Source organism: Pseudomonas sp. R3-41 (assembly GCF_054161485.1).
The window spans coordinates 4,723,495-4,737,945 of sequence record NZ_CP096421.1 but is presented as its reverse complement, the minus strand read 5'-3'; the positions used below and the strand labels follow the sequence as shown (position 1 = coordinate 4,737,945).

Below are 14,451 nucleotides of genomic sequence, written 5' to 3'. Positions count from 1 at the left end.
GGGCATGAGTGAAAAAGCAATCTTGAGCTGCCGCAACCTGGGCAAATCCTACGAGGAAGGCCCAGAGTCGGTGGTGGTGTTGTCGGGCCTGCAACTGGAGTTGCATCCGGGCGAGCGCGTGGCGATTGTCGGCACTTCCGGGTCGGGCAAAAGTACCTTGCTCAACCTGCTGGGCGGGCTGGATACGCCGACCGCTGGCAGCGTCTGGCTGGCCGGCGAGGAACTGTCGGCGTTGAACGAGAAGGCCCGTGGCCTGCTGCGCAACCGTTCCCTGGGCTTTGTCTACCAGTTCCACCACCTGCTGCCCGAGTTCACCGCGCTGGAAAACGTCTGCATGCCGCTGTTGATCGGCCGCACGGCGATTCCCGAGGCTCGTCAGCGTGCCACGGCGTTGCTGGAGCGGGTAGGGTTGGGGCATCGCCTGGAGCACAAGCCAGCCGAACTGTCCGGTGGCGAGCGCCAGCGCGTGGCGATTGCCCGGGCCCTGGTCAACAAACCTGGCTTGGTGATGCTCGACGAGCCGACCGGCAACCTCGACTCCCACACCGCCCAAGGCATCCAGGACTTGATGCTGGAACTCAGCACCTCGATGCGCACGGCGTTCCTGGTGGTGACCCACGACATGAACCTGGCCCGCCAGATGGACCGCGTCCTGCATTTGCAGGAAGGTTGCCTGACCCCCATCTGACCGACCGAAACCCGGCACTTGCTGCAAGTGCCGGGTCTTTTATTTGCATACGGTGCCCCGCGAATGTTCAGACCGTTATCGATCTTTATCGGCACGCGCTATACCCGCGCCAAGCGCCGCAATCGCTTTGTTTCGTTCATCTCCATGACCTCGATGATCGGCCTCGCCCTGGGTGTGCTGGCGATGATCGTGGTGTTGTCGGTGATGAACGGCTTCCAGCGCGAAATGAGCTCGCGCATCCTCGGCATGGTGCCCCACGCCACTATCGTCGGCGTCAATCCGATCGACGATTGGCAGCCGGTGGCCGCCGCGGCGCTGAAAAATCCCGCAGTCACGGCGGCCGTGCCGTTTACCGAGATGGAAGGGATGCTGAGCCATAAGGGTTCGATGCAGCCGATCCAGATCAGCGGCATCGACCCGGCCCAGGAAGGCAAGGTGTCCATCGTTGCCCAGCATATCGTCCAAGGGCGTCTCGATGCCTTGAAGCCGGGCGAGTTTGGCGTCGTGATCGGTGAGATCACGGCTCGGCGTTTTCGCCTGAACGTGGGCGATAAACTGACCCTTATCGTGCCGGAAGTCAGCACCGCGCCGGGCGGTATTACCCCGCGGATGCAGCGCTTGAATGTCGTGGGTGTGTTCAAGGTCGGTGCGGAGCTGGACGGCTCCATGGCGCTGATTCACCTGGCCGATGCCGCGCAGATGCAGCATTGGCAGCCGAACCAGGTGCAAAGCGTGCGCCTGGCGGTGAAAGACTTGTACGCGGCGCCGAAGGTCTCGGGTGACATCGCCGCCGGTCTTGGTGCGAGTTACAAGTCTGACGACTGGACCCACACCCAGGGCAGCCTGTTCAGCGCCATGAAAATGGAAAAAACCATGATTGGCCTGCTGTTGCTGATGATCGTCGCGGTGGCGGCGTTCAACATCATCGCGACCCTGATCATGGTGGTGAACGACAAGGGCGCGGACATCGCGATCCTGCGCACCATTGGCGCCACGCCGCGGCAGATCATGGCGATCTTCATGGTCCAGGGCACGGTGATCGGCGTCGTCGGCACGCTGATCGGTGGCGTGCTGGGCGTGATCGCGGCGTTGAACGTCAGTGCGCTGGTGGGTTGGCTGGAACGGGTCAGTGGCCAGCACATCTTCAGTTCCGATGTGTACTTCGTCAGCAACCTGCCGTCGGAGCTGCAGCGTGGGGACGTTGTTCTGATCTGCTCGGCAGGGTTCATCCTGAGCTTCCTCGCCACCGTGTACCCGGCGTGGCGCGCGGCGAAGATCGAACCGGCGCAGGCGTTGCGGTATTCCTGAGGCCCCTGCAACAGTGGATTTGCTGACTCACTGCAAGCCCACTGGCAAGTGACGATTGCTCTTGTGGCGAGGGAGCTTGCTCCCGCTGGAGCGCGAAGCGCTCCCAAAAAAACGGAAGTTCCGCGCATGCGTGCGCAGCATTTGGGGCTGCTGCGCAGCCCAGCGGGAGCAAGCTCCCTCGCCACAGGGACTTGATTCGGCCTTAATTACCCTTCGGCAGTTCGATAAGAAACCGCGTCCAGCCATCGGCCGATTCACAACGGATCTGCCCGCCATGGGCGCGGATGATCGAGCGGGTGATGGCCAGTCCAAGCCCCGCGTGTTCGCTGCTGCCTTCCTGGCGGGCCGGGTCGGCGCGGTAGAATCGGTCGAACAGGCGCGGCAGTAAATCCGCTGGAACTCCCTCGCCACTGTTTTCCACGCTTACGCTCACCCCTTGAGCCCCATCGACCATCCTCACCCGCACTTCGCCGTCAACCGGGGTGAAGCGCAGGGCGTTGTCCAGCAGGTTGGAAAGGGCTCGACGTAGCATGTTGCGATCACCCTCGATCAGGCTCTCGCCGTCGCGACTCAGGCGTACGTTGGCGTCTTCGGCCAGGGGCGCGAAGAAATCCAGCAACATGTCCACTTCCTCGGCCAATTGCAGCGGTTCGCGATGGAGCGCCAGCAGGCCGTGGTCGGCCTTGGCCAGGTACAGCATGTCGTTGACCAGTTGCGCCATCCATTGCAGTTCTTCGAGATTGCTGTGCAACGCCTCGCGGTAATCCTCAAGGGAGCGCTCGCGGGTGAGGGTGACTTGGGTGTGGGTCAGCAGGTTCGACAGCGGTGTGCGCAATTCGTGGGCGATGTCGGCGGAGAACGCGGAGAGCCGTTGAAACGCGTCGTCGAGGCGTCCGAGCATGGCGTTGATGCTGTGGGCCAATTCCGCCAGTTCGGCGGGCATTTGTTCCTCTGGCAGCCGGGCGTTGAGGGAGCGGGCCGAGACATTGCCGGCAATGGCGCCCATGCGTCGCAACGGCCGCAAGGCGCGCCGGGCGGCCCAGGCACCGAGCAGGGCGGTGGCCAGGGCCGAGAGGCCGACGGTCAACCAGATCAGCCGTTGCATGCGCTGCAGGAAATGCTGGTGATGAGTGATATCCAGCAGCAAGGTCAGTTGCGGCGAATTGGTTCGGTCGGGGTACAGCGGCGCATTCAACACTCGATAATCGTTGTCGGCATCGCTGAGGGTCGACAGGCCGGGGCGCTCCGGCAATTGCGCTGGAATCCGGATCGAACTGTCGTACCAACGCACGCCATCGCTGCCCTTGATGCGCAGCGCCAGGTCGGCCTGACGACTCAGTTCATCTTCCAGGCGGCTCTGGGTCTGCTCGGCGTTAAGGTCTTGCAGGGCCCGGCGCAGGCCGATCAGCTTGCCTTCGAGCAATTGCTGGTCCAGCTCGATGAAGTGCGCCTCGCTACCCCGGCTGAACAAGACCCCGGCGAACAACGACACCACCGCCGCGCAGGCGGCGAACAGCAGCGCCAGGCGGCTGCTCAGCGACCACCGGCCCCTCACAGGCTGCGCTCTTCAAGCACATAGCCCATGCCGCGCACGGTGTGGATGAGCTTATTGGGGAACTCATCATCGATCTTGATGCGCAGGCGCCGGATGGCGACTTCGATGACGTTGGTGTCGCTGTCGAAATTCATGTCCCAGACCTGGGAGGCGATCAGCGATTTGGGCAGCACTTCACCCTGGCGGCGCAGGAGCATTTCCAGCAAGGCGAATTCCTTGGCGGTGAGGTCGATGCGCCGGCCGCTGCGTTCGACGCGGCGGCGGATCAGGTCCAGGCGCAAGTCGGCCAGTTGCAGGCTGGTTTCCTGTTGCGTCGAATTGCCTCGACGCAACAGGCTGCGCACCCGCGCCAGCAACTCGGAAAAGGCAAAGGGCTTGACCAGGTAATCATCGGCGCCCAGCTCCAGGCCGTGGACCCGGTCCTGCACCGCATCCCTTGCGGTGAGAAACAGCACCGGGGTATCCAGGCCGGCCCCGCGGACCGCTTGGAGGATTTGCCAGCCATCACGGCCGGGCAACATCACGTCGAGGATCAGCAAGGCGTATTCACCGCTCAAGGCCAGTTGCTGGCCAGTGATGCCGTCGGCCACCAGGTCGGCGGTGAACCCGGCTTCGCCGAGGCCCTGGCGCAAGTATTGGCCGGTTTTGGTTTGGTCTTCGACGATCAGCAATTTCATGGGCGGCTCGAGGCAGGTTGGGACGAGGGCGTTATACCGTGGCGGGTGGGTTCGTGGCGCAACCTGACAAAGTTGTAATCGAGCTGTAAGCCGATTGGCAGGCCTGCAACGATAGAGTTTCCCACACGCCGAACCTGATTGGAGTATGGACATGTTGATGGGAAAACGCTTGATCCTGGCCGCTTGCGCACTGGCCCTCAGTGCGCCGTCGTGGGCATCGCCGGGGCATTATGATTTCGGCCAGCCTGCACCGGCGACCAAGGCCAGTCGCAGCATCGAGGTGGTGATGGGTGACATGACGTTCGATCCCGGAGCACTGGATATCAAGGCCGGCGAGACCGTTCGGTTCGTGCTGGTCAACAAAGGCCAGTTGCTCCACGAATTCAACCTGGGCAACGCGGCCATGCACGCCGACCACCAACAGGAAATGCTCAAGATGCAGCAGAGCGGCCAGTTGTTGCCGACCGCGATGAAGCCAGGGATGGATCACGCCGCCATGGGCCACGACCAGGCGAGCATGCGCCACGATGATCCCAACAGCGTGCTGGTGGAGCCGGGCAAGACCGGCGAGCTGACTTGGACCTTCAGCAAGGCCACGCGCCTGGAATTCGCCTGCAATATTCCCGGCCACTACCAGGCCGGGATGAAGGGCGACCTGACAGTCAGTCAGTAAGCACTCAAAGGCGGCGGCAAAGACTGGTAGAATCCGCTGATTCTTCAGTCAGGTTTCCGTCATGCATCCCGCAGCCGAACATTCGCCGCTGGGCAAATCCAGCGAATACATCGCCACCTACACGCCGTCACTGCTGTTCCCGATCCCGCGCACCGCGAAATGGGCGGAACTGGGCCTGACGGCCGAGACCCTGCCGTACAAGGGCGTGGATTTCTGGAACTGTTTCGAGCTGTCGTGGCTGCTGCCGTCCGGCAAGCCGGTGGTGGCCATCGGCGAATTCGCGATCCCGGCGGATTCGCCGAATATCATCGAATCCAAATCCTTCAAGCTGTACCTCAATTCGTTGAACCAGACCCCGTTCGCCGACACCGCGAGCCTGGAAGCGACGCTGCGCAAAGACCTTTCGGCGGCTGCCGGCAAGCCAGTGGGTGTACGGATTCGCAGTCTCAAGGATGTGGAAAGCGAAGGCGTCGTGGCGCTGCCCGGTGCGTGCATTGACGACTTGGACATCAGCGTCGATTCCTACGCGCATCCGCGCCCGGAACTGCTGCGTTGCGATGCTTCGCGCATCGTCGAGGAAAGCCTGCATAGCCACCTGCTCAAGTCCAACTGCCCGGTGACCAGCCAGCCAGACTGGGGCAGCGTGGCGGTGCAATATCGCGGCGCGGCCCTGGACCCGGCAAGCCTGCTGGCCTACATCGTCAGCTTCCGCCAGCATTCGGATTTCCATGAGCAATGCGTGGAGCGAATCTTTCTTGACCTGCAGCGGTTGCTCAAGCCGGAGAAACTGACGGTGTATGCGCGGTATGTGCGCCGTGGTGGGCTGGACATCAACCCGTATCGCAGTACTGAAGCCGTTCAACTGCCGAACCATCGCCTGGTCCGCCAATGAGTAGCTAATGTGGGAGCGGGCTTGCTCGCGAAGGCGGTGTATCAGTCGACATCCATTTGGCTGACACACCGCCTTCGTCGGATCGCCGCCCGGAGCAAGCCCGCTCCCACAGTGGATTGCGTTTCAGAACGCCGACATTAAAAAGCCCTGCTAGCGATAGCAGGGCTTTTTGCATTTAAAGGGTTCAGATCCCCATGTTGCCCAAGGTTTGTACGATGTTGCGCAAGGTCCCGGCCAAGGTGGGGTGCTCCAGCTCGAAGCGTTCGACGGCCAGGTTCACATTGTCGGCGAGGTTGGTGTCCTGTGTTTTGGTTTCCAACTCAAGCTCAAGTTCGATCTGTTGCATCAGCGCGTGCAGGTCTTCGCGCTCGGCTTCGGACAGCGGTGGATTGTGGTCCAATTGCTCGCGCAGTTTATTGAGCTGTTCTTGCAATTCGCGGGCAGGCATTGGCGTACTCCCTTTATTGATAGGCACACCATGGACCGCGACGATGTGTCAAAAGTCCATGGCCTGCCTTAAGAGTAATCCACACTCACGCGCCCTGCATGATCCCGGTCAGGGCTTCTCGCCTTTAATGCGACGCAGACAGATGTCGGCCAGGCAAGTCTCGAGTTCGCCCAAGTGATCGATCACTGAATGCACCCCCAGGCTGAACAACTGCACGGTGGCCTTGGCGCGTTTGGCTTCCCGCGCCTGTTGGCTCAATGCCTGCCACTCGGCGGGCGCCAGGCCACACAAAGAGCCGCAGGAGGCCAGTCCGATGGTCCACAAACCTGCGTTGAGCCCAGACTGCAACAACCGGGGTTCGCCGCTGACCAGCACGCAGCCGTCCAACTGCTGGACATTCAACGCCATCAGGGCTTGCCAGCAGGCGTGCGGAGCCGGCCATGGATAATTTGTTGCAGGAAGTTGCGGTGCTTTGATGGACGTAGGCAATGCGGCCGCGAGGCCATGACTGGTGGCGGGGGGCAATTCGTCGAGCCAGGCGCAGGGGATGTTCAGATGCTGCAAGCTTTGCAGGCTTTCCAACGCGCCGGGTGTCGGCTGGGCGTGATCCGCCGGCGCTGCCCCTGGCTGACGAATGCGCGCGCCGAAATCCACCAGGCACCCGCTCAGGCCAAACAGTACAGCGGTGAGGCTGGGAGCAGGAAGGGGCAGGGCTTCGGTGCGGGGCATGGGAACGTCCTTGAAATAACCAGCAGCCTAAAGCGCGTGGATGACAGTCCGGTGACAGAGAAGTGAAGGGCGCCAGTAGCGAAAACATCCTACGGCCGGCATGTTTTTTCGGTGCTGCCTATCCTCGCGTTCCGTCTTATACTAGCCAGCTTACCGCCTGGGCTCGGCGCCCTTGCCTGAATAATCCAAGGAGTTTTCCCCTATGCGCTGGAGCCATCGTCTAGCTCAGCTGTGTCTTTCCGCCTGCGTCCTGCTGGTTCCGTTCGCCGCCCAGGCCGCTACGGAAGAAGATCCTTGGGAAAGCGTCAACCGGCCCATCTTCACCTTCAACGACACCCTCGATACCTATGCGCTCAAGCCACTGGCCCAGGGCTATCAATACGTGACGCCGCAGTTCCTCGAAGACGGCATCCACAATATGTTCCGCAACATCGGTGACGTCGGCAACTTGGCCAATAACGTGCTGCAGGCCAAGCCGGCCGCTGCCGGGGTCGACACCGCCCGATTGATCTTCAACACCACCTTCGGCCTGCTGGGCTTCTTTGACGTGGGTACCCAGATGGGCCTGCAGCGCAGCGACGAAGATTTCGGCCAGACCCTCGGCTACTGGGGCGTGGGCAGTGGTCCGTATGTCATGCTGCCGCTGATGGGGCCAAGCACCCTGCGAGATGCGCCGGCCAAGCTGGTGGATAACTACACCGCCCCGTATCGCTATATCGATAACGTTTCGGTGCGTAACTCCATCTGGGGCCTGAACATCGTCGACACCCGCGCCAGCCTGTTGTCGGCCGAGAAAATGGTGAGTGGCGACAAATATGTCTTTATCCGCAACGCCTACCTGCAAAACCGCGAGTTCAAGGTCAAGGATGGGCAGGTCGAAGACGACTTTTAATTTCGTCCTGTAAACCACGAAGGCGGCCCATAAGGCCGCCTTCTGTGCTTTCGGGGCGGGTTTGAGCGGGTTTGATCCTTCCATTGAGTTACGCTTCGCTCGGTTCTTATAACTCTCTGTGCTTTGACAAATAAAGACGGCAAGCGGCTATCTGCATGAGCTTGAAACGCCCCGCGGATGGGAGTACCGTCTGCGCCTTAGAAGGGCACCTCTGATGTAATTGTGTGTAGGGCAATGGCCTGAAACCGGTACGACAGAGAGGCTAGAAAGCGAATCCAGTAGTGCGTGCCAGGCCAGACCGCCCAGCCCGCTACGCCAACCTAATTCTGGCGCCGTTTGCCCACATGCCAAAAACCAGTGCCACGCTGCTGATAATCGACGATGACGAAGTGGTGCGAGCCAGTCTCGCAGCCTACTTGGAAGACAGTGGTTTCAGCGTCCTGCAGGCCAGCAATGGCCAACAGGGTCTTCAGGTATTCGAGCAAGACAAGCCCGACCTGGTCATCTGCGACTTGCGCATGCCGCAGATGGGCGGACTCGAACTCATTCGCCAAGTCACCGAGATCTCCTCGCAGACGCCGGTGATCGTGGTGTCGGGCGCGGGCGTGATGAACGACGCGGTCGAGGCATTGCGCCTGGGCGCGGCGGATTACCTGATCAAGCCCCTTGAAGACCTTGCCGTGCTCGAGCATTCGGTGCGCCGGGCCTTGGACCGTTCGCGCCTGTTGGTGGAAAACCAGCGCTACCGCGAGAAGCTGGAAACCGCCAACCGCGAGCTGGAAGCCAGCCTGAACCTGTTGCAGGAAGACCAGAACGCCGGTCGCCAAGTGCAGATGAACATGCTGCCGGTCAGCCCTTGGACCGTCGACGATTTCCGCTTTGCCCACCAGATCATCCCGTCGTTGTACCTGTCGGGCGATTTCGTGGACTATTTTCGCGTTGACGAGCGGCGAGTGGCGTTCTACCTGGCGGATGTTTCTGGCCATGGTGCGTCTTCGGCCTTCGTGACGGTGCTGTTGAAGTTCATGACCACGCGGCTGTTGTTCGAGTCCAAGCGCAACGGCACTTTGCCAGAGTTCAAGCCTTCGGAAGTCCTTGGGCATATCAACCGAGGCCTGATCAGTTGTAAGCTGGGCAAACACGTCACAATGGTCGGTGGAGTCATCGACGAGGAGACTGGTTTGTTGACCTATAGCATCGGCGGTCACCTGCCTTTGCCTGTGTTGTATACGCCAGACAGTGTTCGTTACCTGGAAGGGCGTGGTTTGCCGGTGGGCCTGTTCAACGAGGCCACCTACGAAGACCATGTGCTTGAATTGCCGCCGACCTTCAGCCTGACGCTGATGTCTGATGGCATTTTGGACCTTTTGACAGAACCTACACTCAAAGAGAAAGAAGCGGCCTTGCCTGAACGGGTGAGTGCAGCGGGCGGCAGCCTGGAAGGCTTGCGCCAAGTGTTTGGATTAGCCACGCTCGGGGAGATGCCGGATGATATCGCCCTGTTAGTGTTGAGCAGGAACCTTTGATGAGTACCGGTAGAATCCAGTTCGCCGAGCAGGACGGCACCTTCGTCCTGAAGTTTGTCGGTGAAGTGCGCCTGACCCTGTGTTCGGCGCTGGATGCGACTATTGAGCGGATCTTCACCGCGCTGAATTTCAGCGCCATCGTGATCGACCTGACCGAAACCCGCAGCATCGACAGCACCACGTTGGGCCTGTTGGCCAAGCTGTCAATTCTGTCGCGGCAAAAGGTCGGCCTGCTGCCGACCGTCGTCACCACCCACAATGACATTACCCGTCTGCTGCAATCGATGGGCTTCGACCAGGTGTTCAACATCGTGGGCGACCCTGTGCCGTGCCCGGAATGCCTGGACGACCTGCCTGACCAGGACCAGTCCGAAGAGGAAGTGCGGATCAAGGTGCTCGAAGCCCACAAGATTCTCATGGGGCTGAACGACTCCAATCGTGAAGCGTTTCATGATCTGGTGAATGCGTTGGAGCGTCCCTGAGCCTTGGGCTTGTGTAGATCGAACTGACGCTTTCGCGAGCAGGCTCGCTCCCACAGTGTCTTGCATAGACTACACTTTTGGATCTGCCCCCAATCTCCTGTGGGAGCGAGCCTGCTCGCGATGGCATTTATCAATCCACCACATCCCCTAGGCCAAACCGCATAAAAAAGGGCGAACCCACCCAGGTTCGCCCTTTTTGCATGCCTGCTGAATCAGCTCAAAGCTTGGCTTGCAGCAACGCCTCCAGCTTCTCCTGGTCCCGGGCAAACTGACGAATGCCTTCAGCCAGTTTCTCGGTCGCCATGGCGTCTTCGTTGGAGAACCAGCGGAACTGCGCTTCGTTGAGGATCAAGCGCGCTTCCCCGGCTTGCCCAGGTGCCAGCTTGCGCTCCAGCTTGCCTTCGTCGGCGGCGAGTTTTTCCAGCAGGTCCGGGCTGACGGTCAAGCGGTCGCAGCCGGCCAGTTGCTCGATCTGGTTGAGGTTGCGGAAGCTCGCGCCCATGACCACGGTCTTGTAGTCATTGGCCTTGTAGTAGTTGTAGATACGCGTCACCGACTGCACGCCCGGATCATCCGCGCCGGTGTAATCGTTGCCGTTGGCTTTCTTGTACCAATCGTAGATACGGCCCACGAACGGCGAAATCAGGAACACCCCGGCATCGGCACAGGCGGCGGCCTGGGCGAAGGAGAACAGCAGGGTCAGGTTGCACTGGATGCCTTCACGCTCCAGCTGCTCGGCCGCGCGAATGCCTTCCCAGGTGGAGGCGATCTTGATCAGCACACGCTCGCGGCCAATGCCGGCCTTTTCGTACAGATCGATCAGACGATGCGCACGCTTCAACATGGCCTCGGTGTCGAACGACAGGCGCGCATCCACCTCAGTGGAAATACGCCCAGGGATCACTTTCAGGATTTCTTGCCCGACCGCCACGGCAAAACGGTCGCTGGCCAGGCCCACATCGCCTTTGCAGTCCGCCACACAGGCGTTCAGCTGCTCGGCATAGCCATGAATGGCCGACGCCTTGAGCAGCAGGGAAGGGTTGGTGGTGGCGTCGACGGGTTTGACGCGGGCGATGGCTTCGAAGTCGCCAGTATCGGCCACGACGGTAGTGAACTGTTTGAGTTGTTCCAGCTTGGAAGTCATGAGCGTGCTCTGTCCTATGGGTCTGTTGACATTACCCGAGGGCCGGCAGCCACTCAAGGGCGTGAAGAGGTATCGACGGGCCCCAGCGGCAACAACCTGAAAACGGTTGTTTGAAAGGCCGGGGCGGTATCGGTAGATACGATGCCAAAACCGCCCGCAGGTTCAAAGCAAGTGACGGTTAACGCCCCTCCAGCAACTGCCCCGCCTGATCCAGCAACCCCAGCGGATCCTTGGTTTTGTGAATATCCACCGACAACAACTGCCGAAACCGCCGCGCCCCCGGGAACCCGGTCCCCAGCCCCAACACGTGACGGGTGATGTGATGCATCGCCCCACCCGCGGCCAGGTGATCGGCGATATAAGGCCGCAACTGCGCCAGCGCCTCGGCCCGAGAGATGATCGGCGCAGTGCTGCCGAACAACTGCTGGTCCACTTCGGCCAGCAGATACGGGTTGTGATAAGCCTCGCGTCCCAGCATCACGCCGTCGAAGGTCTGCAAATGCTCGTGGCAGGCTTCCAGCGTCTTGATTCCGCCGTTGAGCACAATCTCCAACTCCGGAAAATCCGCCTTCAACCGCGCGGCCACGTCATAACGCAGCGGCGGGATGTCGCGATTCTCCTTCGGCGACAACCCCTCCAGAATCGCAATCCGCGCATGCACGGTAAAACTCGTGCAACCGGCCTCGCGCACCGTCCCGACAAACTCACACAACTGCTCGTAACTGTCCCGCCCATTGATCCCGATGCGGTGCTTGACCGTCACCGGAATCGACACGGCATCGCGCATGGCCTTCACACAATCGGCCACCAAGTCCGGATGACCCATCAGGCACGCGCCGATCATGTTGTTCTGCACCCGGTCGCTGGGGCAGCCGACGTTGAGGTTCACCTCGTCGTAGCCGTGCTCCTGGGCCATGCGGGCGCAGGCGGCGAGGTCGGCTGGGACGCTGCCGCCCAGTTGCAGGGCCAGGGGGTGTTCGGATGAGTGGTGGCGCAGGAAGCGTTCGTGGTCGCCGTTGAGTAAAGCGCCGGTGGTGACCATTTCGGTGTAGAGCAGGGCGTGTTTGGAGAGGATGCGTAGGAAGAAGCGACAGTGGGCGTCGGTCCAGTCCATCATCGGGGCGACGGAGAAGCGGCGGGACAGTGGGGCAGCTTGTAGGGACATTGGGAATCTGAGTCATTGGGGCGAATGGCCGCAGTTTATCAGGGATGCTTGTCGGGTACTTGACGGGCTCTCAAGCCTAGCCACTCAATCTTTGATGACAACCAGGCAGAGCGCATGCTCGGTCAGGTTTCAACGCGCACCTTGTATTGGTGATTTAATGTGGCTACGATAATTGCATGCAGATTACCTATGACCCAGCCAAAGACGCTCGCAACGTCGAAGAACGTGGACTTCCGTTTGCACGTCATCAGCTTTCGTAAAGCCAACAAACGGGAGGTCAAGAATTATGACCAAGAAACCCAGTCCTGAGAGGGTCGATACGGCAAACCCCGAATGGTCGACCGAAGACTTTGCCAAGGCCAAACCAGCCAGCGAGGTGCTTGTTGAGTTGTTTGGCAAAGCCCAGGCAAAGGAAATGCTCAAGCCAAAGCGTGGTCGCCCCAAGTCGGTAACCACTAAGGAGCACGTCAATGTTCGTTTCGATGCAGATGTGTTGGAGAGATTCAGAGCTTCTGGCCCGGGCTGGCAAACACGGATGAACGCCGCCTTGGCCGATTGGCTCAAGACGCATACACCAGAAGAACTGAAGGCTTAGTTGCTAAATACTGTTCGTAAAAAATTAGCCGCCGATGAGGCGGCTTTTTGCTGCGTGCTGATTAGCTTTGCCTCGGTAACGGTATAAGCGAGGTGGATGGCACAGTCTATCAGGGAAGGGCAGGACGTGGTGGGAGGGCAATATTACGCCGACTTCACCAGTTGGTGCGGGGGCGTTGTCGAGTGTGAAATACGCCGAGGATTTGAAGGCGATTACCGTGTACGCGATATGGAATCAGATAAGACTAGTTTGGGACTGCCCATTCCCGCGTCTGTTTAACTCGTCCTTCCCGACCCATTGCGGGAAACTGAGCCAATTTATCTACGCTGGCGAAGATCGCTTCGGAAAAGTCGTCAGCAGCCTTGGGGTTTTCAAGTGCAATATAGTTGGCTTCGTCCTCCAGGTTTTTGAGTGCTTTTTCCAGCCACTCAACCTGCATTCTGACCCCATCGCCGGACACGCATCGCTGCCACTTGCTCATCGGTAGCGAATTTTCCTTGGTCAGCTTCCTTTACGGCAAGTTCGATCTGTGTGGTCAGCGCTTTTTCGTGTTCGATGTAGTCGCGAAGAATGTCCATCGCCAGGTAGCTCGCACTTTGCCCGTTGGTCTTGGCCAGGTCGGCGAGGGAGTTCGATAGGTCTTCGGGCAGATTCAGGGATATGCCGGACATGGCAGCCTCGATGGTGGACGTTTTCGGGCATCTTACACCGTTGACCGAGCGCTTGAATCAGCAGGCCGTCGCAAGGTGTGTCTCGACGTGAATTGTTCCCCTCGTGCGCTGATCTGAAAAGCCTCACAGACGCCGTCCTGCGGATAAATGTGGGATATGGAATGGCATGACGTTGATCTCACACCGAGGATCAAGGCAAATGAGACTGCTCCATTCTCACTGGTCCATGCCTATGCTGATTATGGTTTCGGTTTGGATGTCTACCAAGCTCAATGCGCCGTCGGAAAATGAGCAGCCTGTGTCGATATAAACGACGTTGCCCAAGCGTATGACACCGGGTACTGTTGAGTGCCCGACATAGAGCCGATCTATTCCTTTAATGGACGTGAGGTCTTGTTGCTCGATTTTTTCTCTTGCATACAGCGCTGTTTTCAAGGCGTGCCGCTGACGTGGCTCCCCAGAATTTCCAGTAATAGCCTCTTTGGCTTCCTGCCAGTCATCGCTACTTTGGATGACGGGGGCTTCAGCATGAACTATTCCAATTGTATGATCGTTTGAAAGTTTGATTTCAATGATCAGTGGAAGTGCTTGCAGGGCTTTTGATAGTTCTTGCTGAATGTCGGGTTGTAGCTCGTAGAGCCAGGCACCACCGTTTCGGATGTGTCGGGGTATGTCCCCTTGGCCGGAGATACAGTCAATAAGCATCTGCTCATGGTTGCCGCGTACGGCGTGGAACCAAGACTTCTCAAGCCAGTTCAATACGTCTATGGAGTCGGGGCCTCGGTCGATGAGGTCGCCTACGGAAAAGATGCGATCCAGCTCAGTGTTGAAGTCTAGTTTGTTTAAGGCTGCTGTTAGAAGTTTGAAATGCCCGTGAATGTCGCCCACCACAAAATCGCGACCTTTTGTGTTGGATGGAAAAGATCTCGTCCTGTACATTTTCAGTGCTTCAGCAGATGTTGATTGGCGGTGACTGTATCATTTGGCGAAATAAACAGTAAGCTGC

At 59.5% G+C, this 14,451-nt stretch carries 16 protein-coding genes and 1 pseudogene; 8 read left to right on the top strand and 9 right to left on the bottom strand.

Annotation, left to right across the window (positions count from 1 at the left end; translation table 11 throughout):
- The first annotated feature begins 4 nt into the window (after positions 1–4).
- Both lolD and M1D99_RS20320 read left to right on the top strand, forming a co-directional pair.
- Positions 5–688 (top strand): lipoprotein-releasing ABC transporter ATP-binding protein LolD, encoded by a 684-nt coding sequence (gene lolD / locus M1D99_RS20325; protein ID WP_162843734.1) that lies wholly within the window; start codon positions 5–7, stop codon positions 686–688.
- Positions 689–751: 63 nt separating this feature from the next.
- Positions 752–1,996 (top strand): lipoprotein-releasing ABC transporter permease subunit, encoded by a 1,245-nt coding sequence (locus tag M1D99_RS20320; RefSeq protein WP_186705218.1) that lies wholly within the window; start codon positions 752–754, stop codon positions 1,994–1,996.
- Positions 1,997–2,198: 202 nt separating this feature from the next.
- On the opposite strand, the gene M1D99_RS20315 is transcribed toward M1D99_RS20320, so the two are convergent.
- Positions 2,199–3,551 carry a heavy metal sensor histidine kinase gene (locus tag M1D99_RS20315; RefSeq protein WP_434571347.1) on the bottom strand — a complete coding sequence of 451 codons (1,353 nt, stop codon included), beginning with the start codon at positions 3,549–3,551 and terminating at the stop codon, positions 2,199–2,201.
- Positions 3,548–4,228: a heavy metal response regulator transcription factor gene (locus tag M1D99_RS20310; RefSeq protein WP_434571345.1), complete on the bottom strand. Its 681-nt coding sequence runs from the start codon at positions 4,226–4,228 to the stop codon at positions 3,548–3,550. The genes M1D99_RS20315 and M1D99_RS20310 overlap by 4 nt, the downstream gene beginning before the upstream one ends.
- Before the next feature lie 151 nt (positions 4,229–4,379).
- On the opposite strand from M1D99_RS20310, the gene copI reads away from it, so the two are divergent.
- Together copI and queF are read left to right on the top strand one after the other, a co-directional pair.
- Positions 4,380–4,901 carry a copper-resistant cuproprotein CopI gene (gene copI / locus M1D99_RS20305; protein WP_186705215.1) on the top strand — a complete coding sequence of 174 codons (522 nt, stop codon included), beginning with the start codon at positions 4,380–4,382 and terminating at the stop codon, positions 4,899–4,901.
- A 61-nt stretch (positions 4,902–4,962) separates the two neighbouring features.
- The gene (queF, locus tag M1D99_RS20300) at positions 4,963–5,793 is read left to right on the top strand and encodes an NADPH-dependent 7-cyano-7-deazaguanine reductase QueF (protein WP_434571342.1); all 831 of its coding nucleotides are present in this window, start codon (positions 4,963–4,965) and stop codon (positions 5,791–5,793) included.
- A gap of 184 nt (positions 5,794–5,977) precedes the next feature.
- Here the strand turns inward: queF and M1D99_RS20295 are convergent, their stop codons facing one another.
- Both M1D99_RS20295 and M1D99_RS20290 read right to left on the bottom strand, forming a co-directional pair.
- Complete coding sequence (locus M1D99_RS20295) at positions 5,978–6,241, bottom strand: DUF4404 family protein (RefSeq protein ID WP_186728232.1); 264 nt, start codon at positions 6,239–6,241, stop codon at positions 5,978–5,980.
- A gap of 108 nt (positions 6,242–6,349) precedes the next feature.
- Positions 6,350–6,970 carry an HAD family phosphatase gene (locus M1D99_RS20290; protein WP_186705212.1) on the bottom strand — a complete coding sequence of 207 codons (621 nt, stop codon included), beginning with the start codon at positions 6,968–6,970 and terminating at the stop codon, positions 6,350–6,352.
- Between the two features lie 202 nt (positions 6,971–7,172).
- Between M1D99_RS20290 and M1D99_RS20285 the strand changes: the two genes are divergently transcribed.
- The 3 genes from M1D99_RS20285 to rssC all read left to right on the top strand — a co-directional run bounded on the left by M1D99_RS20285 (position 7,173) and on the right by rssC (position 9,870).
- Complete coding sequence (locus M1D99_RS20285; RefSeq protein ID WP_186705211.1) at positions 7,173–7,862, top strand: MlaA family lipoprotein; 690 nt, start codon at positions 7,173–7,175, stop codon at positions 7,860–7,862.
- 344 nt (positions 7,863–8,206) lie between these two features.
- Positions 8,207–9,388, top strand: a complete 1,182-nt coding sequence (gene rssB, locus M1D99_RS20280; protein ID WP_053120765.1) for a two-component system response regulator RssB — start codon at positions 8,207–8,209, stop codon at positions 9,386–9,388.
- The gene (gene rssC, locus M1D99_RS20275) at positions 9,388–9,870 is read left to right on the top strand and encodes an anti-sigma factor antagonist RssC (RefSeq protein WP_025212773.1); all 483 of its coding nucleotides are present in this window, start codon (positions 9,388–9,390) and stop codon (positions 9,868–9,870) included. Before rssB ends, rssC begins: the two co-directional genes overlap by 1 nt.
- Positions 9,871–10,087: 217 nt before the next feature.
- Here rssC and tal read toward each other — a convergent pair whose 3' ends face one another.
- Positions 10,088–11,014, bottom strand: coding sequence for a transaldolase (tal, locus tag M1D99_RS20270; protein WP_458130687.1), 927 nt, complete (start codon positions 11,012–11,014; stop codon positions 10,088–10,090).
- A gap of 178 nt (positions 11,015–11,192) precedes the next feature.
- Positions 11,193–12,179, bottom strand: a complete 987-nt coding sequence (gene dusA, locus M1D99_RS20265; RefSeq protein WP_458130686.1) for a tRNA dihydrouridine(20/20a) synthase DusA — start codon at positions 12,177–12,179, stop codon at positions 11,193–11,195.
- Positions 12,180–12,465: 286 nt separating this feature from the next.
- On the opposite strand from dusA, the gene M1D99_RS20260 reads away from it, so the two are divergent.
- The gene (locus M1D99_RS20260; RefSeq protein ID WP_434571336.1) at positions 12,466–12,774 is read left to right on the top strand and encodes a BrnA antitoxin family protein; all 309 of its coding nucleotides are present in this window, start codon (positions 12,466–12,468) and stop codon (positions 12,772–12,774) included.
- A gap of 154 nt (positions 12,775–12,928) precedes the next feature.
- On the opposite strand, the pseudogene M1D99_RS20255 reads toward M1D99_RS20260, so the two are convergent.
- From M1D99_RS20255 to M1D99_RS20245, 3 genes and pseudogenes are all read right to left on the bottom strand, one after another.
- A pseudogene (locus M1D99_RS20255) lies at positions 12,929–13,213 on the bottom strand (type II toxin-antitoxin system RelE/ParE family toxin).
- Positions 13,203–13,445 carry a CopG family ribbon-helix-helix protein gene (locus M1D99_RS20250; protein ID WP_434571335.1) on the bottom strand — a complete coding sequence of 81 codons (243 nt, stop codon included), beginning with the start codon at positions 13,443–13,445 and terminating at the stop codon, positions 13,203–13,205. Before M1D99_RS20250 ends, M1D99_RS20255 begins: the two are co-directional and overlap by 11 nt.
- A 216-nt stretch (positions 13,446–13,661) precedes the next feature.
- Positions 13,662–14,333 carry a metallophosphoesterase gene (locus M1D99_RS20245; protein ID WP_458130685.1) on the bottom strand — a complete coding sequence of 224 codons (672 nt, stop codon included), beginning with the start codon at positions 14,331–14,333 and terminating at the stop codon, positions 13,662–13,664.
- Between the last annotated feature and the right edge of the window lie 118 nt (positions 14,334–14,451).